The organism is Serratia sp. H1w, assembly GCF_000633355.1.
Taxonomy (GTDB): Bacteria; Pseudomonadota; Gammaproteobacteria; order Enterobacterales; family Enterobacteriaceae; genus Chania.
Genome location: NZ_AYMQ01000006.1, coordinates 60,382 through 82,751, shown reverse-complemented (window position 1 = coordinate 82,751; position 22,370 = coordinate 60,382). Strand labels below are relative to the sequence as shown.

Below are 22,370 nucleotides of genomic sequence, written 5' to 3'. Positions count from 1 at the left end.
TCGCATGCCCGCCCGCTCTCACACCCACGTTTTGTGTGGTATCATACCGCCTACGAGAGCCCCCTTCGCTGGCATATGCAGCCGTTGTTCCGAAGCCTGATAGCAGTGCGAACCGCCCTTCGAATGTAAAGGTTTAGTCAATGGCTAAACGATCACCATGACCGGGTGTCTGAGTATTGTATCGCTATCGAGTCGCTTCTTTATGCGCTACAGGTTTCTACCCCATTTCGCATATAGAGTTAATATGAAGCGTCCACAGACTTTCAAACGTGCATTACTGCACCCACGCTACTGGCTGACCTGGTTTGGCCTAGGCGTTCTGTTCCTGCTGGTTCAACTGCCCTATCCCGTGCTGCATAAGCTCGGCGGGTGGATGGGCCGCACCTCAATGCGCTTCCTGAAACGCCGCGTGTCGATCACCCGCCGCAATCTTGAACTGTGCTTCCCGGAAATGGATGAAGCCCAGCGCGAGCGCAAAATTATCGGTAACTTCGAATCCCTCGGCATGGGCCTGCTGGAAACTGGCATGGCCTGGTTCTGGTCAGATAAGCGCGTGAAACGCTGGTTCAACGTGACCGGTATCAACCACCTGAAACAGGCCCAGCAGGATGGCCGTGGTGTCTTGGTGATTGGTGTACACTTTATGTCGTTGGAACTGGGTGGCAGGGCGATGGGCCTGTGTCAGCCGATGATGGCGATGTATCGCCCGCACAACAACAAAGCCATGGAGTGGGCACAGACCAAAGGCCGCATGCGTTCCAACAAAGCCATGCTGGATCGCAAAGACCTGCGCGGCATGGTGCAGGCACTGAAACGTGGCGAAGCCGTCTGGTTTGCTCCCGATCAGGATTACGGCCCACGTGGCAGCGTGTTTGCCCCGCTGTTTGCTGTCGATCAGGCCGCCACCACTAGCGGTACCTTTATGCTGGCCCGTATGGCCAAACCGGCGCTGGTGCCTGTCGTGTTGATCCGCCGCCCGAAAGGCTGTGGCTACGATCTGCTGATCCAACCGGCATTGGAAGACTACCCACTCGACGATGAGGTCGCCGCCGCCGCCTACATGAACAAAGTGGTAGAGAAAGAAATCATGCGTGCCCCAGAGCAGTATCTGTGGCTACATCGCCGCTTCAAAACGCGCCCGGCCGGTTCGCCGTCACTGTATTAAACTCACTTTCTGAGGGGGCCAGCTCTGGTGCCCCTCGCGCATTTTGTGCTCTGCCTAGAAAAACTCACAGATCAAAATTTAACTCTGCTGTAACATCCTTTTTTACCCGCACAGGAAAATGGAAATGTTAAAAACGCAGGTTCGTCTTGCTCTGGTCGGCGATTACCGCAGCGAAGCCGTTGCCCACCAAGCCATCCCCGTCGCTCTACAACTCACCGCCTCACACCTGGATATTGATATCCAATCCCAGTGGCTCCCCACAGAAACGTTGACCGATATCTCTGCCTTACAGGGTTACGATGCTATCTGGGTGGTACCCGGCAGCCCCTATCGCAATGATGACGGCGTCTTTATGACCATCCGCCATGCCCGCGAGCAGAACATCCCCTTCCTGGGATCCTGCGGTGGATTTCAATATGCCGTGGTGGAATATGCACGCAATGTGATGGGCTGGCATGATGCTGGCCACGCGGAGACCGATAACGGTGGGCGCCTGGTGATCGCTCCGCTAAGTTGTTCACTGGTCGAGAAAACCGGCACCATCCTGTTCCAGCCGAACACCATGATCGCCCGTGCCTATGGCAAGCTGGAAACTCATGAGGGCTACCACTGCAACTTTGGGGTGAATCCTGAATTTGTCGCCGATCTGGAACAGCATCCGCTGATCATCAGCGGGCATGATACTGAAGGGGATGTCCGTGCGGTGGAGCTACCGGGACACCGTTTTTATGCCGCCACTCTGTTCCAGTCCGAACGTGCTGCGTTACGTGATGAGCTTTCTCCGCTGATTGTGGCCCTGATCCAAGCCGCTCGCTGAGTATTTCTGGGGGGCTAACTCCAGCCCCCATTACCACATCAAACGGCCAATCAATGGTGCGCCGATCACCGTGATAATCCCTGCCAGCATCATCACCAGGCTGGACACCACGCCTTCCTGTTGGCCGATCTCATAGGCTCTGGCCGTTCCGGCTCCGTGCGAAGAGGCACCAAATCCCGCCCCTTTCGCCAAACCACTACGCACCGACAGGCGCAGGAACAGAATATCGCCCACCGCCATGCCAAACACGCCGGTGATCACCACAAACAGTGCCACCAAGTCCGGTTGGCCGCCCATCTGCTTGGCCGCTTCCAACGCGAACGGCGTCGTGATGGAACGCACCGCCAGACTGCGCTGCACTTCATCCGGCAGCGTCAGCCAACGAGCCAGCCACACTGAGCTGTAAACGGCGACCACCACTGCGGTGAGTACCCCAGCGCTAAGGGATAGCCAATGGCGGCGGATAATATGCAGGTTTTCATAGACCGGCACGGCAAAGGCGATCGTTGCCGGGCCAAGCAGCCATAGCAACCAGTGCGTTTCACCGATATAGCTCTGATACGAGATGTGCGTCACTACCAGCAACAATACCAATACCATCGGCGTCAGCACCAACGGCATTAACAACAGACTACGACGGCGGCGGTAGAGCCTTTTATTGGCAAAATAAAGCACCAGCGTTACCACCAAGCAGGCCACGCTGAGGATAACGTCATTCATGATGGGTTTTCCGCCGTTGCAGCCAGATCTCAAAGCGATAAACCCGGTCTACCACCAGCCCTGTCACGCCCAGCGTCAACATGGTACTGATGGCAATCACCAGAAAAATCTTCCAGCCTTCCACCATCAACAACTGGGCATAGTTCACCACCGCCACCACCGCTGGCACAAAAAACAGCAGCATTTCAGCCAGCAACCAGCGTGAGCCGGCTTTCACCCAGTTAAGCGGCAAAATACGCAACAGGATTAGCGCCAACAGCAGCAACATACCCACGATGTTCGCGGGTAACGGTAGATGAAATTGTTGTACCAGCCGATCGGCAAGCAGGAATAACAGGGCATATAGCACCACCTGGATCGGCACCTGTAGGCGGGTCAGAACAGCAGGCGCGGAACGGCGTAACGCCAGAGACATGGAAGGAACCTCGGAAATAATCACGGCTTACAGTATACGCAGCCGGGAAACCCTGCCTGAAATGAATTAAAATCATCAACATCATGCCGTGAGGGAATACTTTCCCGGCGGTATCGCCATCAGGAGAGTCCAACGTGGATGTCCGCACCCTGCGTTACTTTGTGGAAGTGGTTCGCCAGCAAAGCTTCACCCGCGCGGCCGAGAAGCTGTTTGTCACCCAACCCACCATCAGCAAGATGCTACGCCATCTGGAAGACGAGCTGGAGTGTACGCTGCTGGTACGAGAAGGGCGCAAGCTACACCTCACTGATAGTGGGCAGGCGGTCTATCAACGCGGCCTGGCCATTCTCGATGAGTTCCGTCAGTTGGAGGCTGAACTGGAAGATATCAGCTCGGTGAAAAAGGGTGTGCTGCGGCTGGGTATTCCACCGATGGTCGGCAGGCAAATCGCCGGTTTGATCCGCCAGTTCCGTCAGACCTATCCAGGGATCGAGTTGAGGATTTCCGAGCTGGGCGGCCAGTCGGTTGAGCAGGCGGTATTAACCGGGGAGCTGGATCTGGCGATGACGATACTGCCCGCCGTCTCTGACCAGCCGTTAACCTTCTTACCCTTGTTAAGCCATCCGATGTGCGTGGTAATGCCAAAAACGGCACATTGGCTCAATCGCACCAGTATCGCCATCAGTGAGCTGGCCGAATGGCCAATCCTGATTTATAACGAGGATTTCACGCTATATAAAATGCTGATGGCAGCCTTTCAGCAGGCGGGTTGCGAACCCAAGATTGCCGTACGCAGCGGCCAATGGGATTTCCTGGCGGCGATGGTGCAGGCCGGAGTCGGCATTGCCACTTTGCCAGAGCCGGTCTGCCAATGGTTGGATAAAGAAAGCCTGCTTTGGCTACCGTTAGAACCACGAATGGAATGGCAAGTCGGGCTGATCTGGCGTCAGGGTAACTATCTTTCCCACAGTGCGCAGGCCTGGATTGCCTGCTGCCGCGAGTATTGGCCGTAGCCAGCCCCTCACCCCCAACCCTCTCCCGAAATATAAACCGAGGATGTCCTTAATACTCGTTACAGGGAGAGGAAGCTAGTCCTGAGCCACAGCCAGGTACTGGAATTAAACTGTAGCACTTTCACTCCCTTCCCCCATTCTTCGGCCACCAAATTCAAGTCACAATCGCCTGCTATACTTCGGCTAATACTCCCTAAAAATAACAAAAATCGCTGATCTACTCTTCCGGCTAACGAAAGAGACAGCACGCCCATGACTAAGCCGGATGGAAAAAGATGCCGCGAAAATCCCTCCAGAATATCGCTCCAGGCCTGATGAACCTGCTCGCTTACGAGCGCAGTTGGTTAAAACCTGATATCCGTGCAGGCCTCTCGGTGGCAGCAGTGGCATTACCGGTGGCGATTGCCTACGCCGAGTTGGCGGGCGTGAGTGCCATTGTCGGGCTCTACTCCTGCATTCTACCGATGATCGCCTACGCCATTTTTGGCTCATCACGTCAGCTGATCGTCGGGCCCGATGCGGCAACCTGCGCGGTGATCGCCGCCGTGGTCACACCGTTAGCTGCTGGCCATACCGAGTTGCATTGGCAATTGACCATCGTGATGACGCTGATGATGGGAACCTGGTGCCTGATCGCCAGCCGTTTCAAACTGGGGGCGATTGCGGACCTGCTGTCACGCCCCATCCTGAATGGCTTGCTTAACGGCGTGGCGCTGACGATTATCGTCAACCAGATCAGTAAAGTGTTTGGCTATGCCTCGCCCTCCAGCGAATTGATTGAGCGCATTTACGCGCTGCCGACCAATTTACTCAACAGCCACTGGCCGACGATGGCTATCTCGCTGCTGACGTTGCTGATACTGCTCGGCGTCCACTACGCCCGGCCTAACTGGCCCGCACCGCTATTCGCCGTGGTGTTGACGACGGCGTTGACCTGGGCGGCGAATTTACCGCATTTTGGTATCGCGACGGTCGGCGGCTATACCGGCGGCAGTTTGCCGATGGTGACATGGCCGAATTTTAAACCGGGGCTACTGCGCGATCTGGTGATCCCGGCGCTCAACCTGGCCGTCGTCAGCTTCGTCAGTATGATGCTGACCACCCGCAGCTTTGCAGCCAAAAATGGCTACGAGGTGGATGCCGACAGCGAGTTTCGCGCCCTGGGATTGGTGAATATCGTCTCCGGGCTTTCGCAGGGATTTGCCATCAGCGGCGCCAACTCCCGTACCGCGGTGAATGATGCCAACGGGGGCAAGAGCCAGTTGGTTTCGATCATTGCCGCGCTGGCGATCGCGGTCGTAGTCGCGTTTTTTAGCGAGCCTTTGCAGTTTATTCCCATCGCGGTTCTCGGCGTGGTGCTGATTTACGCCTCTTGGTCGCTGCTGGATATGCGCAGCATTTTCCGGCTGCGCAAGCGCAATCGTTCCGCGTTCTATCTGGCGCTGTTTACCTTCTTGAGCGTGCTGCTGGTGGGGATCATTCCCGGCATCGGGCTGGCGGTACTGCTGGGTCTGTTGCAGTTTCTACAGACGGTTTTCCGACCGACTGAACAACTCCTCGGCGTCAACGCCGACGGGATGATCCATTCGATGGGTAAGAGCAACGAGATAAAACCGGTCGATGGCGTGATTATGTACCGCTTCAATTCGCCGTTGACCTACTTTAACGTGGCCTATTTTAAGCGGCGGATCACCAGCCTGGTGGATGGTTCGTCCTTACAGCCGCGTTGGGTCGTCATTGATGCGGTGGCCAGCTTTACCCACGCGGATATCAGCGTTCTCGCAGCTATCGAAGAATTAAAGCGGGATCTGCAACAGCGAGGGATAAGCCTGGTGCTGGCAGGCCGACGTACTGAACTGACACGCTGGTTTCGCGTGGATCGCGCCAGTGGTAAAGATCGTGGCCTGATCCTGGTGCCTGACCTGTATCTGGCGTTGAAGCTGATTCAGAGTAAAGAGAGCAAGGCCGAAGCCTCGTAGAATAAGAAAAGGGCCGCTCAGCGGCCCTTAAGCAGAGGGTTAGCCTTCTCGTTCAACCAGCAAGGCTTCCAGCAGGTCGAGATCGTGCAGCAGTTTTTGCAGCGTCTCGTTGCTGATTTTCTGCGTGGCGCGCAGATGATAAAGCTCACCACGTTCCGCCCGCAACGCGGTCAACCGGAAACGCCGCTCAAGGTTTTCCAGCGCCAAGGCGTTTTCGATATCATCTTTGCTGGCAATGCGCCGCCGCAGCATACCGATCACCCGGGAACTCACCTCTTTCAGCACCTGCGGATCGAAGTTTTCCTCGGTGTCTGCCACCAGCCGTTCTTCCATCTTGTTGATGCTTTCGATCGCTACTTCGGCAGCCATGGCAATCGCCATGCGCTCTTCGGTCTTGCTGACGCTCTTGTCCGCCACGTGTACACCCCGTAGCAATAACGGCAAGGCCAGTACGCCGACGATCAACGACAGCAAGATCACCCCGGTGGCGATAAACACCAGTTGATAACGCGCCGGGAAGGCGGTGCCGTCGCTAAGTAACAGCGGGATGGAGAGCACACCGGCCAGCGTAATCGCCCCACGCACGCCAGCGAAAGAAGCGACCCAAAGCTCACGCGTGCTGTATTCGCCAAACTGCAGTGGGCGTTTTTTCATAAAGCGATTGCTGGCCTTTTTCATCAGCCATAGCCAACTGAAACGCAGCACCAGCAGCGCACCGTAGATGATCGCCACGTCGGTGAACAGATACCAGGTCTCGATCGTCGGATCCAGTTCCGCCTGCACAATCGAGGTTTCCAGGATACCCGGCAGTTGCAGCCCCAACAGGATGAACACCATGCCGTTGAACACAAACTCCAGCATCGCCCAGACGCTGTTGGCACGTAGACGCATGGCCAGTGGGGCGTTGCGGATCACCCCAGACTGGCTGATGGTCATCCCCGCCGCAACGGCAGCCAGGATGCCAGACACGCCGATATGTTCGGCAATCAGGTAGGAAGCAAAAGGTAACAGCAGCAGCAACACAATCTGCGTGGCCGGATCGTCCCCGCTCCAACGGCTCATCACGCGCAGCGATTTACTGTATGTCCAAGTCACGGCCACACCGGCCAGCAGGCCACCGATCGCCACCTTCAGGAACTCCATGGAAGCACCGCCGACAGTGAACACCATGGTGCCCATCGCCACCGCGATGGCAAACTTCAACGATACCAGGCCAGAAGCGTCATTCATCAACGCCTCCCCTTCCAGCACGCCCATAATGCTTCTGGGGATGCGCCCTTTGCCGACAATACCACCCAGTGCCACCGCATCCGTTGGCGACAACACCGCCGCCAGCGCAAACGCCGCAACCAACGGAATACCCGGCACCATCATGTAAATGAGATACCCGACGCCGACAACGGTGATCAACACCAGCACCAATGCCAGCCCCAGGATTTCACGCCCGTGGTGCAGGAATTCGCGCGTCGGTGTTTTCCAACCGTCAGCAAACAGCAATGGCGGAATGAACAGCACTAAAAACAGCTCAGGGTCAAAATCAACGTGCAGCCCGAAATTCGGCCAAGCTAACAGGGCCCCAATGGCTATCTGCATTAACGGTAGCGGGATCTGGAACGGCAACATGCGCGTTACCACCCCAGACAGGGAGACCACCAGGATCAAAATGAGGATTGTAAAAAAGATTTCCATGCTTTCCTTAGACTCTTAAGTTCAGATCACCAAAGCTCGCTGGCAACAAGTATCTGGATAGTAGATCACTTTTTTTGCTACGGATAAAGCTTGTTGTGCCTTTCAAAACACATCACAGAAAATAAGGAGAATAGTCTGAAGGAAATGCACAACGGGGCCAGAGGATGGCCCCGTTGCAGAGCGGCTTAAATTGCCCAACCGCCCGCATAGAACGCAACCAGTGCCACGGCGATCAACACGGTGCCAATGTTCAGCCTGCGCCATTCACCAGAGAACACGCGGCCAATCACCAGCGAGCTGAAGCCCAACATGATGCCGGTCACGATGTTACAGGTCAGCACGATAAACACTGCGCACAGCAAACCGGACATAGCGTCAACAAAGTCGTCGAAGTCCAGCTTGGTGACGTTGCTCAGCATCAGCAGGCCAACGTACATCAGTGCTGGCGCAGTTGCGTACACCGGAACCAGATAAGACAACGGCGACAGGAACAGGATCAGCAGGAACAACAACCCAACCACTGTGGCCGTCAGGCCAGTTTTACCGCCTGCCGCCGTACCCGCCGCAGACTCGATATACACCGCCGCAGGTGCCGCACCAACCAGCCCGGAGAAGATGCTGCTCAGGGAGTCAGAAGTCAGCGCTTTGCCACCGTTAATGATCTGGCCATCTTTATCCAGCAGATTGGCCTGCCCGGCAACCGCACGGATGGTGCCCGTGGCGTCGAACACCGCCGTCATCACCAACGCCAACACGCTTGGCAACACGACCGGTTGTAAAGCACCCATGATGTCCAGGCTGAAGATCAGCGACTTACCGTCTGGCCCAGCCAGGCTAGGCATGGCAAACAGCCCTTGGTATTTCACCGCCGGGTCGAAAATCAGGCCGATAACCGAAATGGCGATAATGACCAGCAAGATCCCACCAGGCACGCGCAGTTTTTCCAGGCCGAAGATCACCGCCAGCCCGAGTAACGTCATCACCACCGGGAATGAGGTAAATGCCCCCAACGCCACCGGCAAACCATCCAGCGGGTTTTTCACTACCAGGCCGACACCGTTAGCCGCGATCAGCAGCAGGAACAGGCCGATACCAATACCGGTACCATGCGCAACCCCCATCGGCAGATTACGCAAGATCCAGGAGCGAATACCGGTAATCGAAATGATGGTGAACAAGATCCCCATCAGGAATACCGCACCCAGCGCCACAGGAATGCTGATGTGCTGACCCAGTACCAGACTGAAGGCGGTAAATGCGGTCAGTGAAATGGCACAGCCAATCGCCATCGGCAGGTTGGCCCACAGGCCCATCAGCAACGAACCCAAACCGGCAACCAGGCAGGTGGCAACAAATACCGCAGTCGGTGGGAAACCGGCTTTACCCAGCATGCTGGGAACCACGATCACCGAGTAGACCATCGCCAGGAAGGTGGTTAACCCTGCCACCACTTCCTGACGCACGTTGGTACCCCGTGCTGTAAGTTTAAAATACGCATCAAGCCCGCCTTTGGGTGTTACGGCGTTATTTGCTTGAGAATTCGACATGTTGCTGTCCCCTGTTTTTCATTGCCAGCCTGGATGAAAAGGCGTGTTATCCCACTGATGCATGGTCATTACGAAACCGTTTCCGTCACGTTCGCTTCCTTACCCTTCAGGAACGCGGCAAAAAGACGCCGTGTAAAAGGCAAACGTTTAACTCTCATCGCATGCAGCGGGTGATTTATGGTGGTCTTGCCCCTAAAAACCCCAGACGTTACTGGGCAGGGTTTTTAAGGCAAACGATTATCTAGCCTTCTATGCCGTCGGATCAACTAAAGATCGCGACATTTTATGCGAAAGTGCATCGGGGAGCATCATGGGTGCAGTTGTGAGATTTATCACGTTGCAAATTGGGGAGAACAGCGCCCCGATGTTACGGGGCGAAAAGGTTATCACGCCTGCAGTGCGTGCTCGTCCATGTACATCAGTTCCCAGATATGACCGTCCAAATCCTGGAAGCCATGACCATACATATTGCAGTGTTCCTGCGGCTGATTATAAGTATTACCACCGGCGGCAATGGCTTTGCGCACCAATGCATCCACGGCGGCACGGCTGGGCTGCGACAGGCAAATCAGCACCTCCGTCGCTTTGTTGGCATCGCTGACGGGGTTGGGGGTAAACAGTTGGAATTTCTCGTGGGTCAGCAACATCACGTAAATGCTCTCACTCACGACCATGCAGGCGGCGGTGTCATCGGTAAACTGTGGATTGAAGATAAACCCCAGTTGGCGGAAGAACTCGATAGAAGCGGGCAAATTGCCAACGGGCAGGTTAATAAAAATTTGCGTAGCCATGGGCTACCTCCTATGAAAGTGACCCTATCGAGTATAGTTCATGCCTTCAACCCAGCAGGTTGAACGGCCCCCCCTGCTCCAATGCCCGCTGATACGCAGGGCGCGCGTGAATACGCTGCAGATAGTCTTGCAGTTTCGGGCATCCTTCCAGCCCACCCCGCACGGCCAACGCCTCCACCGGGAAGCTCATCTGGATATCCGCAGCGCTGAATTCGTTGCCCACAAACCAGGTGCTTTTATTCAGGTGTTGCTCCAGATAGTCACGGTGCGTCGCAATCTGTTTATCCAGATATTCCCTCTGCACGCCTTTACCAATCGCCCCAGCTATCGGACGCATCACCCACGGGATCGGCGGATGCCCCAAACGGCTGAACACCAGCTTCATCACCAACAAGGGCATCAACGATCCTTCGGCATAGTGCAGCCAATAGCGATACTCCTGGCGAGCGTGAAAATCGGTAGGTGTAAATAATCCTTGCGCGTCATAGGCTTCCTGGAGGTATTCGATAATGGCTCCCGATTCCGCCAACGTCAGATCGCCATCAACCACGATCGGTGATTTCCCCAACGGATGGATTTTTTTCAATTCGGGGGGAGCCAGCATGGTGGTCTTGTCACGCTGATAACGCACCACTTGATAGGGAACACCCAGTTCCTCCAGGAACCACAGGATGCGCTGCGAACGCGAGTTATTCAGATGATGCACGATAATCATGCTGTGACTCCTTCGGTGGCCTGGAGCCGCTGCCACACCAACTCGCCAATCTGTACGCTGTTGCCTAACTGCAACGGTACAGTGCGCAATGTCAGCGTATCGCCGGTGAAGTTGTAGAAACGGATCTGCTGGCTGCCCAACCAGTTGGGAAACGAGCAACCCTCGACCTGATGGATGACACACTGTTTATCTTCATCAATCCGGTAGCGGCCAAAGTAGCAAAGCATGTTAACAAAAGCGGTGCGGATCTCCCGATCGCTACCCTGCGCCAAATCCTCCGAGGCAAACCTTGGCCGCGTTGCGCTATACAGCTGCGCCGCCATGGTGCCGTTAGACTCGTAGTTGATCCGCCCCAACACTTGCTCACCCAAAGGGTGATGTAGCGCACCGTCCTCCCCTTTAAATACGGAAGAAACCAGCGCCCAACTGCCAATAAATTGATTCGTTGTCATCACATCACTCCCTAAAAGCCCTGGTTAAAAGGTAGTTGTGATTTCAACGATCGCCAATCATGCCGGTGATTCAGTTTAATCAGCTGATATGTGGATCCTCATATTCCCTCATAAATAGGACAGCGAAAGCACCATCATCAGGACATAGGCAATAGCTAATTGCACACAGTTTCTTTTGATTATCTGGAACGGTGTCACGCCGACGAAACCAGATACGGCGATGATCACGCCTGAAATGGGTGAAAAACTTCGTCCTAGACTGGCTGAAAAGTGCAATGGCACCAACATTTTAAACACCGAAATACCCGCCCCTTTCGCCACTTCCGCGCTAAGAGGCGCAAAGGCATTAAACACCGTGCCGGTCCCCATGATCACTGAACCGCTGAAAATCAGTAAACTAAACAGCACGACAATGACAGTGGCATAGTGACCCTCATTGGGAATAAATCCGAACAACGTATCAATAAAGCCAATCTTTATAATGCCCGCCACTAAAACCTGAGCACAAAGTAGAATAGAAACCACTGTAATGAAAGACTGCCCCATCTGATCGAAGAGCCCAAGCACCTTATCCGTTGATTTTTTGAGGTCAAAGGTTCTGATTGAATCAATAAGGAAAGCAATAAAGAACGAAAAAATAATCGCCGAAACCACATCGATTTTAATTTGCAAATAAGAAGGCAGATACTCCTCTACCAGACTGGAAAAAACGAAGAGAACGATCATTGGCACCACGGGTAGCAGGGCATAGTACGTCGGAACCTGTTTGAAAAGGTCGGCATCCCTCGCCTGATTTTCACTATCATCTTCATTTTCAGATTCTTTTCTATCCCAGTATGCTTGCATTACCATATGAGATATCCCGATAACCACGAAGAGGATGGCAACAATAGGAACCTGTTTTTCGACAAAAAATGAAAATAGGTCATAGCCGGTCAGCTCGGAAATCAGTACACTCCCGGTGGCGGATGGCCCGTAGTCAATACATATCCCGGAGGCAATCACTGAGGCTACCGCCGCTTTTGAACATCCAATAGAACGTAAAACCGGGTATAGCGTCGTGAGCATCAACAGAGCCAGCCCTGAAGGGCTTGAAATAAACAAGGCCAAGATCTGCATCAGGATATAACAACTGCCTAAAAGCACGTACTTGGCATTGATTCTCCGCAGGGGTTTAATACAAACACCGACCAGTTTTGCAGAGGCGCCGATATCGTTCATATATCTTGAAAACCCGGCGATAACCATAATAATCAAGCCAAGTTTGGAAATGCTATCGGAAAAAAGCACTTTGATTTCAACGAAAATATCAATGAACCTGGAACCGGAGGCTGCCTTGGTAATACTGACATCAGGAAAGTAAATCACCGTGGCGATTAAAAGCGTAATACCCCCGGTTAAAATAACGGCTTGAGCATAATATTTCTTGGCGATACCAGCGCAAACCAACACAATCACCAAAAAGGTGATAGCAAGAATAAAGGTTTTGTCACCAAACAGGAACTGCAACGCGCCCAGTGCCACTAACCCCATGATAATAAATAACATCATTTTAGCTTTATTCAACATTACCCTTTGCATGATGACTCACCTTTGCATGAAGAAGCACCCGACAAATACCATTACCTTTATGATATGATCACATAACCAATAAAACATGTGATAACGATCTCAAAAGCAACAAATCGCCATAAAACGGTAAATCCCGGTTGACTGCGCTGGTTTTTCATACCAATAATTTAAAAAAGGAATGTTTACATAACCAAAATGTAATGATAGGTCTATCATGAACACGGGTATGTTCGAATCATGTATCACGGGTCACTGGTTCAATCCACAAGCTGTTGAACTCTGGTCTGATGTTAAAACTATTCAAGCGTGGCTGGATGTCGAAGCGGCTCTTGCTCAAGCACAGGCAACATTGGGGATCATTCCTGCCGAGTGTGCGCAAAAAATCACCCAATCCGCTAACGCAGAGTTGCTGGACATTGACGCCATTAAACAAGGGATCCGCGAAACCTGTCACCCATTCGTGCCTGTCTTGCGAGAGTTTGAACGTGTCTGTGGCAAACAAGCTGCAGGCTATATTCACTGGGGAGCCACGACTCAAAACATCTTTGATACAGCGGCATCGTTACAGCTACGTGCCAGCCATAATCTGATCGCCGAATACCTGGAAAAAACATTGCACTCTTTTGCCGCGCTGGCTTTGAAATCAAAGAGCTACACTCAAGCGGGAAGAACTCATGGGCAGCATGCCCTACCCATTACTTTTGGCTTTAAGGTCGCGTCGTGGTTTGCCGAACTTCAGCGCATCAAAAAGAGACTCGTCAATGCCACGTCAGAGGCCTTTACTGTCAGTCTGGGAGGTGCCGTAGGCACTTTCTCTGCCATGGAAGGCCAAGGTAGGGAGATCCAGGAAGGCATGGCCGCCTTACTCAATCTGACCTCCAATACGATCCCGGTAAGAACCTCCAGCGACTCGCAGACACATTACGTCGCCATTCTTGGGCAATTGGCGAGTTTTACTGAAAAAGTCGCGCAGGAAATCATTTTCCTGCAAAGAACGGAACTGGCCGAGCTGGAAGAAAGTTTCCATCATGGAAAGGTAGGCAGCTCCACGATGGCCCAGAAGCGCAATCCGCAAAATGCCCAAAATCTGGTTGGTCTTTCACAACTGCTACGCATGCGTGTGCCCTTATCGTACATGGCGATGATCAAAATGAACGAAGGTGATGCTGCGGAAAGTAATGTGATGGATGTTACCCTGCCCGAAGTGGCTATTCTGTCAGTCTCGATCAGTGAAAATCTGTTTAAACTTATCGACGGATTGCAGGTTTATCCAGAAAAAATGCTGGAAAATATCAAGCTGACCAAGGGCCTGATCCTCTCTGAATCGATTATGATGGCTCTGGCTAAAGACACTGGCCGTGCCGAAGCCCATCATATATTGTACGAAGCCGCCATGGAGTCAGTGTTAACCGGCGCAGCATTTTCCGCATGTATACGTTCTCAACTCACCAAGGAGGGAATTGTTGCTACTATCGATATCGACAAATTACTTGATGAGGCAAGTTATATCGGGGAAGCTGAGAGCTGCGTTGACTTTGTCTTGCAGAATGTAAAAATATAAGCCGTATAAGGCATTGGTATATCTGAAGAGCTCATTCGTAACTCAATGAGCTCTTTATTCATTTTGTAGACGCCAAACTATGTGTCACATACTCGACATAATCACTGCAGTAAGGATTCAGGCTATTGGATGGGTAGAAAAATGCCATTTCATCGTAAATCTCCACATCAATGTCTTTGACAATCACGTCATCATTGGCCTGATGAATGACCGGAAAATCTGGCGCCAAACACAAGCCAATATTTTCCTTAACAAAACTCAGGGCCACCAGCGAATCCGACACTTCTGCGATAACATTGACTTGCACACCAGAACTATTGAAGGCTTTCATAATCTTGGAAAACAAAATATTTCTTGTGGTGTACATGATAATATTTCTGAAATTAAAATCGGAAAGAACCAATTTTTCCTTTTTTGCCAACTCATGATTTTTGTGCATCATGCAAACAATCTTGGATTTAAAAATGGGTTCTACGGTTAATTCTGCCAGATTGTTATTGATATCCGCATTAGCCAGCGCAATATCGGCCCGTCCTTCTCTGAGAAAGTTCATCATATCGACAGAGTTAACTACACTAAATGAAACCTTGACATTACTTCTTTCTTTAGCATAGCGAGCTGTCAAGGGAGCGAGATAGGAATAGGCAATAGTTGGGGTGGTGATCACTTTTAATGTCTTGCTGGATTGGCTGGCCCAATTATTATCATCTATTCTCTCGAGGGCGCTAAAAATATTAACGATCTCCTCATAAAAAAACAAAGCATCCTTTGTCGGGTTCAGACGACCTTTCTCACGGGTAAATAGAGTCTTGCCCAACTTTTCTTCGATACTGGCAACGGCCTTGCTGACTGCGGGTTGGCTTATGCCAAGAGACTCGGCAGCCTGGGTCGCAGAACCTTTCTCAATAATAGCCTTGATAATCTCAAAATCTCTCAAAGAGGCCGATCTTATCGATAGATTATTCTTCATGCCTGCTTCCCGATACCTGGCTTAACGTTAGTGAACTGACCTAACTGGTTGGTCATTGTAACAAGGAAAATGAGCATAATTGAAGAAGAAACAAGCCCCAGCAGCTGTTCGCCCAAGGGCGATGCGCTGCCCTCACAGCTTTGCATAGCCGATATTCCTCATAAAACACGCCTTAAACAACCAGCTCGCAGGAAGTCGTGATTTCAACGATCGCTAACCATCGTCCTAATTCAGTTTATTTGATAAAGATACTCAAAACTCTCCGATTTTTTAATCCACAGCGGTGGCCTATCATTCAACACATCGAGAGACAACAGCCTCTCACCTAACAAAACCTCTGAGGAACGAATCATGAAAAGCATCAAAATTTTTGCTACCGCTGTACTGTTAACTTCCGCTTCTTTCGCCAGCATTGCTGCTGACCAGCTCGCTAGCCAACCCGCTGCCGACTCACAAAAAATCGGTGTAGTTTCAGTAAGCGGTGCCAGCAACCTGAGCGCCCTGGAAGCTGAACTGGCTAGCAAAGCCGCCGCATCCGGTGCCAACTCTTACCGCATCGTTTCCGCCGGTGGCCAGAACAAACTGTTCGGCACAGCAGAAATCTTCAACTAATCGTCAGATTATGAGCCCCGCAAGGGGCTTTTCGCGTTTTAACCGCGAGTAAAAATCTGAACAACCAAACTGCTCTATAATTGACCAGTCAACCGGCACTTTCCAGACAGAGCCATGCTCTGGCAATCCCTAGCCCGTTCTTTCCCGACACTGCTTTTTCTACTCATAACCTTCACGACTTTTGGAGATATATCATGTCGATAACTCAGCTTCTGTCAGGTCGAGTGGCTTTTGTCCAAGGTGGTTCACGCGGTATCGGTGCAGCCATCGTGAAACGTCTGGCACGCGAAGGTGCCACCGTCGCTTTTACCTACGTTTCCTCTCCCGATAAGGCAAATGAGGTGGTTGAGGCCATTACGTCTGCTGGCGGCCAAGCCATTGCCATTCAGGCAGACAGCGCCGACGCCGAGGCTGTGCAACAGGCGATACGCCAAGTGGTGAACAGCTTCGGCAAGCTGGATATTCTGGTCAATAATGCGGGCGTGCTGGCAATGGGTCAGTTGGAGGAGCTGTCATTGGCGGATCTGGATCGTACGCTGGCCGTTAACGTTCGCAGCGTGTTCGTTGCCAGCCAGGAAGCCGCGCGCCATATGAACGACAACGGGCGCATCATCAATATCGGCAGTACCAACGCCGAACGCATGCCGTTTGCCGGTGGAGCAATATACGCCATGAGCAAGTCGGCACTGGTCGGCTTAACCAAAGGCATGGCTCGCGATCTGGGTTCACGTGGCATTACCGTCAATAACGTCCAGCCCGGCCCGGTGGATACCGATATGAACCCGGCGGAGGGTGACTTTGCGGAACTGATGAAAACCATGATGCCCATTGGCCGCTATGGCAAGGATGAAGAGATTGCCAGCTTTGTGGCTTATCTGGCCGGGCCAGAGGCGGGATATATCACCGGTGCCAGCCTGACGATTGACGGCGGCTTCTCGGCGTAATCTCTTTTAAAGCAAAAAAGCCCCTTCCGGGGCTTTTTATCATGGTGAACCAGACGGTAATCAGAACGGAATATCGTCGTCAAAGTCCATTGGCGGTTCATTGCTGGTTGCTGGCGCGCTGTTTTGCGCTGGGCGAGCCTGCTGCTGCTGGCCACCGCTGAACTGGTTGCCGCCCTGTGGCTGCTGAGGTTGACCCCAACCGCCCTGCTGACCACCCGCTGGAGCGCCGCCGCCTGCTGGAGCACCGCCGCCCTGGCGGCCACCCAACATCTGCATGGTGCCACCCACGTTGACCACGATTTCGGTGGTGTATTTTTCTACGCCAGCCTGATCGGTCCATTTACGGGTCTGCAATGCACCCTCGATGTAAACCTGGGAGCCTTTACGCAGGTATTCACCCGCCACTTCTGCCAGCTTGCCGAACAACACCACACGGTGCCATTCCGTTTTTTCTTTCTGCTCGCCAGTAGCCTTGTCACGCCAGCTTTCGGAGGTCGCCAGGGTAATGTTGGCAACTGCGCCGCCATTAGGCATGTAACGGACCTCTGGGTCTTGGCCCAGGTTCCCGACCAAAATTACTTTGTTTACGCCTCTGCTGGCCATGTTCGATCTCCCGATGAGTCATTAAAGTGGATTCAGACCACATTTTGGATAGTCTAAACCACAAATTGTAGCATGCCACCTGCTTAGATTATACCTGCGAAGTGCCTTCCAAAAATGTCTCGGCAATCGACCTTGTTGCATTCGTATACTGGATATTCATTCAGGTTTTTTTGTGCCATAATTATGCGTTTCGTACTGGCCGAGCCGTTTTTTTGCGCAATAGATCACATAATCGCCCACAAAAGAACGCAGACAGGCGCGGTGTATCATCAAGACGGGAAGTGTAAATGGACAATATCGAAGTTCGTGGTGCTCGAACCCACAATCTGAAAAACATCAACCTGATTATCCCGCGCGACAAGCTGATCGTCGTCACCGGTCTGTCGGGTTCAGGCAAGTCCTCACTGGCTTTTGATACACTGTATGCCGAAGGACAGCGGCGCTATGTCGAGTCGCTCTCTGCCTACGCTCGCCAGTTTCTTTCGCTGATGGAAAAACCGGACGTCGACCATATCGAAGGTCTGTCACCGGCTATCTCCATCGAGCAGAAATCAACCTCGCATAACCCGCGTTCTACGGTCGGGACCATCACCGAGATCCACGATTACCTGCGTCTGCTATTTGCCCGCGTTGGCGAACCGCGTTGCCCGGATCACCACGTGCCTCTGGCGGCGCAAACCGTCAGCCAGATGGTCGATAACGTGCTCAACCAGCCGGAAGGTAAGCGCCTGATGCTGCTGGCTCCGGTGGTGAAAGATCGTAAAGGTGAACACACCAAGACGTTGGAAAACCTGGCAACCCAGGGCTATATCCGCGCGCGTATCGACGGCGAAGTGTGTGACCTTTCCGATCCGCCGAAGCTGGAACTGCAAAAGAAACACACCATTGAAGTGGTGGTCGATCGTTTCAAAGTGCGTGACGATCTGGCCCAGCGCCTGGCCGAGTCATTTGAAACCGCGCTTGAGCTGTCCGGTGGTACCGCCGTCGTCGCCGATATGGATGACGAAAAAGCCGATGAGCTGCTGTTCTCCGCCAACTTTGCCTGCCCGATCTGTGGCTACAGCATGCGCGAACTGGAACCTCGGCTGTTCTCGTTCAACAACCCGGCCGGTGCCTGCCCAACTTGTGATGGCTTGGGTGTGCAGCAGTTCTTCGACCCTGAGCGTGTGGTGCAAAATCCGGAGCTTTCCCTGGCCGGTGGCGCTATCCGTGGTTGGGATCGCCGCAACTTCTATTATTTCCAGATGCTGCGCTCGCTGGCGGAACATTATGGTTTTGATGTGGAAGCGCCATTCAGCAGCCTGGACGCCAACGTGCAGAAGGCAGTGCTGAGCGGTTCGGGCAAAGAGTCGATCGAATTCAAATACATTAACGATCGCGGTGACACCACCGTGCGCCGCCATCCGTTTGAAGGCGTGCTGCATAATATGGAGCGCCGCTACAAAGAAACCGAATCCAGCGCGGTACGCGAAGAGCTGGCCAAATTTATCAGCAACCGCCCTTGCGCATCATGCAAAGGAACCCGCCTGCGTGAAGAAGCCCGTAACGTATTCGTGGAAGATACGACGCTGCCGGAAATCTCCGAGCTGAGCATCGGTCATGCCATGACCTTCTTCCAGAATATGAAGCTGAGCGGTCAACGCGCCCAGATCGCCGAGAAGGTGTTGAAAGAGATCGGCGATCGGCTGAAATTCCTGGTTAACGTCGGGCTGAACTATCTCTCACTATCTCGCTCTGCGGAAACGCTGTCCGGTGGTGAAGCCCAGCGTATCCGCCTGGCCAGCCAGATCGGTGCCGGGCTGGTCGGCGTGATGTACGTGCTGGATGAGCCTTCCATTGGTCTGCACCAGCGCGATAACGAACGCCTACTGGAAACACTGATCCATCTGCGTAACCTGGGTAACACGGTGATTGTGGTAGAACACGATGAAGACGCGATCCGCGCGGCTGACCATGTGATCGATATCGGCCCAGGCGCTGGTGTCCACGGCGGCCAGGTAGTAGCGGAAGGAACCGTTGAAGACATCATGGCACAGCCTGATTCTCTGACCGGCCAGTTCCTTAGCGGCAAGCGTTCTATCTCTCTTCCGGCCGAACGCGTGCCAGCGGATCCGACCAAGGTACTGAAACTCAGCGGCGCGCGTGGCAACAACCTGAAAGACGTGACGCTTACGCTGCCCGTTGGGCTGTTTACCTGCGTGACCGGGGTTTCCGGCTCCGGCAAGTCAACGCTGATCAACGATACGCTGTTCCCGATTGCCCAACGCCAGCTTAACGGTGCGACCATTGCCGAACCGGCCCCTTACCGCGAAGTGACCGGCATGGAGCATTTTGACAAGGTGATCGATATCGATCAAAGCCCGATTGGCCGTACACCACGTTCAAACCCGGCCACCTATACCGGGATTTTCACCCCGGTGCGTGAACTGTTTGCCGGTGTGCCTGAATCCCGTACCCGCGGCTATACGCCGGGCCGCTTCAGCTTTAACGTGAAGGGCGGCCGCTGCGAGGCCTGCCAAGGCGACGGCGTGATCAAGGTAGAGATGCACTTCCTGCCGGATATCTACGTACCTTGCGATCAGTGCAGAGGCAAACGCTATAACCGCGAAACGCTGGAAGTGAAGTACAAGGGCAAAAGCATTCACGAAGTGCTGGAAATGACGATTGAAGAAGCCCGTGATTTCTTCGATGCCGTACCCGCCTTGGCGCGCAAACTGCAAACGCTGATGGAAGTAGGGCTTTCCTATATCCGTCTGGGGCAGTCTGCAACCACCCTTTCCGGCGGTGAAGCACAACGTGTGAAACTGGCGCGTGAGCTGTCGAAACGCGGTACCGGCCAAACGCTGTATATCCTTGATGAGCCAACCACCGGCCTGCACTTCGCCGATATCCAACAGTTGCTGGCTGTGCTGCATCAGTTACGCGATCAGGGCAACACCATCGTGGTGATTGAACACAACCTGGATGTCATCAAGACGGCGGACTGGATCGTCGATCTGGGGCCGGAAGGCGGCAGCGGCGGCGGTGAGATCCTGGTGTCTGGCACGCCAGAGACCGTGGCGAACTGCAAAGAGTCCCATACCGCGCGGTTCCTGAAGCCAATGCTGGCAAGATAATTCCCCAACTCAGCGGGCCGGTTCTACGGCCCGCTCTTTCCTCCCTGCTGGTAATTAAAGAGAAACAGGCAAGCTTTACGCATTTTCAGGCATTTCCCTCCACCGCTGCTGCTTTTATCATCAATACTCTATGACTCACCCATTCATCAATGATTGGAGTTGCCATGAACATTACCCATGCCTATGCCGCGCATAACACCAAGTCCGCACTTGTTCCTTTTGATTACACGCCGCGCGCCCTGCGCGAACACGATGTACAAATCGAGGTGTTGTTCTGTGGCGTCTGCCACTCTGATGTGCACCAGGCACGCAACGAATGGAGCAACAGCATTTACCCAGTGGTGCCTGGCCATGAGATTGTTGGCCGCGTAACCGCCATCGGCAACCATGTCTCACGCCATCAGATCGGCGATCTGGTTGGCGTGGGCTGTATGGTAGATTCCTGCCGCAGTTGCCCAAGCTGTGAAGAAGGATTGGAGCAATACTGTGAAGAAGGCTTTACCGGCACCTATAACGGTCAGGATCGGCAAACCGGCGCTATCACCTATGGTGGCTACTCAACCGCTCTGGTGGTCGATCAGGACTTTGTCTTGCGTGTTCCAGCCAACCTGGACCCAGCAGGTGTAGCACCGCTGCTGTGTGCCGGTATCACCACCTATTCGCCACTGCGCCAGTGGAATGTCGGGCCGGGCAAAAAGGTCGGTATCGTTGGCCTTGGCGGGCTCGGGCATATGGGCGTCAAGCTGGCGCGAGCCATGGGAGCGCATGTAGTGCTGTTTACCACTTCACCATCAAAAATTGCCGATGCCAAACGCCTCGGTGCCCATGAAGTGGTGATCTCACGCAATCAGGAAGAGATGGAGCAACATACCAACAGTTTCGATTTTATTCTTAACACGGTAGCGGCCCAGCACGATCTGAACCCCTTCCTTAACCTGCTACGCCGCGACGGTACACTGACGCTGGTAGGAGCACCAGAGCACGATCACCCATCACCTCAGGTGTTTAACCTGATCATGAAACGCCGCCGCATTGCCGGTTCACTGATTGGAGGTATTGCAGAAACCCAGGAAATGCTGGATTTCTGCGGGCAGCATGGCATCACTTCGGATATCGAGCTAATCCCGATACAGCAGATCAACGAAGCCTACGAGCGGATGCTGAAAAGCGATGTGAAATACCGCTTCGTGTTAGATATTAATTCGCTCAGGGCATAAGCACTGTTTATCAGGCCCGCAGCGTCTGACGCACCTGTTCGGGCAGCCCAGCCAGCACCAGTTGGTATGAGCTGTCGATCAGGTGATAAAACTGTGAGTTGGGCAGGTTGCCGTCAAGGAAGACCGCATTCCAGTGGGCCTTGTTCAGATGTTCGCACGGGACGATCTCCGGGTGCTGCTCACGCAGGCTTTCCGCCAGTTCCGGGCTGCTCTTGATCGCCAACGCCGGGCGGCCTTGCACTTCACACACCATAGCGAACATGACATCCCCCACCTTGATCTGGCTGGCTTGCCATTGGTTTTGATCGCTTTGGTGTGCGCCAGGTTTCGCCATGCAGTATTCCAGCAGTGCTGAGTTATTCATTGGTTTTTCCCGATAAGGCACAATGCGGCGCGAACCACTGTGAATACGCTGTCGTCAGCCAGATGCCTTGCCGGTTAGTTCGAGAACCGCGCCCACTATCTGCAAGCA

At 53.4% G+C, this 22,370-nt stretch carries 20 protein-coding genes; 9 read left to right on the top strand and 11 right to left on the bottom strand.

Annotation, left to right across the window (positions count from 1 at the left end):
• Nucleotides 1-244 precede the first annotated feature (244 nt).
• Together lpxP and U869_RS0101665 are read left to right on the top strand one after the other, a co-directional pair.
• Nucleotides 245-1,165 carry a kdo(2)-lipid IV(A) palmitoleoyltransferase gene (lpxP, locus tag U869_RS0101670; protein WP_025119620.1) on the top strand — a complete coding sequence of 307 codons (921 nt, stop codon included), beginning with the start codon at nt 245-247 and terminating at the stop codon, nt 1,163-1,165.
• Nucleotides 1,166-1,289: 124 nt separating this feature from the next.
• Nucleotides 1,290-1,982 carry a CTP synthase gene (locus tag U869_RS0101665; RefSeq protein WP_025119619.1) on the top strand — a complete coding sequence of 231 codons (693 nt, stop codon included), beginning with the start codon at nt 1,290-1,292 and terminating at the stop codon, nt 1,980-1,982.
• 30 nt (nt 1,983-2,012) lie between these two features.
• On the opposite strand, the gene U869_RS0101660 is transcribed toward U869_RS0101665, so the two are convergent.
• A complete protein-coding gene (locus tag U869_RS0101660) occupies nt 2,013-2,702 on the bottom strand; it encodes an LrgB family protein (RefSeq protein ID WP_025119618.1) in 690 nt (229 codons plus the stop codon).
• Complete coding sequence (locus U869_RS0101655) at nt 2,695-3,117, bottom strand: CidA/LrgA family protein (protein ID WP_025119617.1); 423 nt, start codon at nt 3,115-3,117, stop codon at nt 2,695-2,697. Before U869_RS0101655 ends, U869_RS0101660 begins: the two co-directional genes overlap by 8 nt.
• A 134-nt stretch (nt 3,118-3,251) precedes the next feature.
• On the opposite strand from U869_RS0101655, the gene U869_RS0101650 reads away from it, so the two are divergent.
• Both U869_RS0101650 and U869_RS0101645 read left to right on the top strand, forming a co-directional pair.
• The gene (locus U869_RS0101650; protein ID WP_029987244.1) at nt 3,252-4,130 is read left to right on the top strand and encodes a LysR family transcriptional regulator; all 879 of its coding nucleotides are present in this window, start codon (nt 3,252-3,254) and stop codon (nt 4,128-4,130) included.
• 275 nt (nt 4,131-4,405) lie between these two features.
• Complete coding sequence (locus U869_RS0101645; RefSeq protein ID WP_029987243.1) at nt 4,406-6,109, top strand: SulP family inorganic anion transporter; 1,704 nt, start codon at nt 4,406-4,408, stop codon at nt 6,107-6,109.
• 39 nt (nt 6,110-6,148) lie between these two features.
• Here the strand turns inward: U869_RS0101645 and U869_RS0101640 are convergent, their stop codons facing one another.
• From U869_RS0101640 to dcuC, 6 genes are all read right to left on the bottom strand, one after another.
• Nucleotides 6,149-7,798, bottom strand: coding sequence for a Na+/H+ antiporter (locus U869_RS0101640; RefSeq protein ID WP_025119616.1), 1,650 nt, complete (start codon nt 7,796-7,798; stop codon nt 6,149-6,151).
• A 185-nt stretch (nt 7,799-7,983) separates the two neighbouring features.
• On the bottom strand, nt 7,984-9,345 hold the full coding sequence (locus tag U869_RS0101635) for an NCS2 family permease (RefSeq protein WP_025119615.1): 1,362 nt from the start codon (nt 9,343-9,345) through the stop codon (nt 7,984-7,986).
• A 386-nt stretch (nt 9,346-9,731) separates the two neighbouring features.
• The gene (locus U869_RS0101630) at nt 9,732-10,136 is read right to left on the bottom strand and encodes a VOC family protein (protein ID WP_025119614.1); all 405 of its coding nucleotides are present in this window, start codon (nt 10,134-10,136) and stop codon (nt 9,732-9,734) included.
• 46 nt (nt 10,137-10,182) lie between these two features.
• Complete coding sequence (locus U869_RS0101625) at nt 10,183-10,851, bottom strand: glutathione S-transferase family protein (RefSeq protein ID WP_025119613.1); 669 nt, start codon at nt 10,849-10,851, stop codon at nt 10,183-10,185.
• Nucleotides 10,848-11,303: a lipocalin-like domain-containing protein gene (locus tag U869_RS0101620; RefSeq protein ID WP_025119612.1), complete on the bottom strand. Its 456-nt coding sequence runs from the start codon at nt 11,301-11,303 to the stop codon at nt 10,848-10,850. Before U869_RS0101620 ends, U869_RS0101625 begins: the two co-directional genes overlap by 4 nt.
• 108 nt (nt 11,304-11,411) lie before the next feature.
• Entirely contained in the window at nt 11,412-12,884 is a 1,473-nt protein-coding gene (gene dcuC / locus U869_RS0101615; protein ID WP_081795876.1) for a C4-dicarboxylate transporter DcuC, read from the bottom strand.
• A 205-nt stretch (nt 12,885-13,089) separates the two neighbouring features.
• On the opposite strand from dcuC, the gene U869_RS0101610 reads away from it, so the two are divergent.
• Nucleotides 13,090-14,436: an adenylosuccinate lyase family protein gene (locus U869_RS0101610; protein WP_025119610.1), complete on the top strand. Its 1,347-nt coding sequence runs from the start codon at nt 13,090-13,092 to the stop codon at nt 14,434-14,436.
• A gap of 58 nt (nt 14,437-14,494) precedes the next feature.
• Here U869_RS0101610 and U869_RS0101605 read toward each other — a convergent pair whose 3' ends face one another.
• Nucleotides 14,495-15,406 (bottom strand): LysR family transcriptional regulator, encoded by a 912-nt coding sequence (locus tag U869_RS0101605; RefSeq protein WP_025119609.1) that lies wholly within the window; start codon nt 15,404-15,406, stop codon nt 14,495-14,497.
• Nucleotides 15,407-15,757: 351 nt separating this feature from the next.
• Between U869_RS0101605 and U869_RS0101595 the strand changes: the two genes are divergently transcribed.
• Together U869_RS0101595 and U869_RS0101590 are read left to right on the top strand one after the other, a co-directional pair.
• Nucleotides 15,758-16,018, top strand: coding sequence for a YdgH/BhsA/McbA-like domain containing protein (locus U869_RS0101595; RefSeq protein ID WP_025119608.1), 261 nt, complete (start codon nt 15,758-15,760; stop codon nt 16,016-16,018).
• A gap of 194 nt (nt 16,019-16,212) precedes the next feature.
• Entirely contained in the window at nt 16,213-16,962 is a 750-nt protein-coding gene (locus U869_RS0101590; RefSeq protein ID WP_025119607.1) for a 3-oxoacyl-ACP reductase family protein, read from the top strand.
• 60 nt (nt 16,963-17,022) lie between these two features.
• Here U869_RS0101590 and ssb1 read toward each other — a convergent pair whose 3' ends face one another.
• On the bottom strand, nt 17,023-17,565 hold the full coding sequence (gene ssb1, locus U869_RS0101585; RefSeq protein WP_025119606.1) for a single-stranded DNA-binding protein SSB1: 543 nt from the start codon (nt 17,563-17,565) through the stop codon (nt 17,023-17,025).
• 287 nt (nt 17,566-17,852) lie between these two features.
• Here ssb1 and uvrA point away from each other — a divergent pair, with 287 nt between their 5' ends.
• Nucleotides 17,853-20,681, top strand: coding sequence for an excinuclease ABC subunit UvrA (uvrA, locus tag U869_RS0101580; RefSeq protein WP_025119605.1), 2,829 nt, complete (start codon nt 17,853-17,855; stop codon nt 20,679-20,681).
• A 164-nt stretch (nt 20,682-20,845) separates the two neighbouring features.
• Entirely contained in the window at nt 20,846-21,898 is a 1,053-nt protein-coding gene (locus tag U869_RS0101575) for an NAD(P)-dependent alcohol dehydrogenase (protein WP_025119604.1), read from the top strand.
• Nucleotides 21,899-21,908: 10 nt separating this feature from the next.
• Here the strand turns inward: U869_RS0101575 and U869_RS0101570 are convergent, their stop codons facing one another.
• On the bottom strand, nt 21,909-22,262 hold the full coding sequence (locus U869_RS0101570) for an MmcQ/YjbR family DNA-binding protein (RefSeq protein ID WP_025119603.1): 354 nt from the start codon (nt 22,260-22,262) through the stop codon (nt 21,909-21,911).
• Nucleotides 22,263-22,370: the final 108 nt, after the last annotated feature.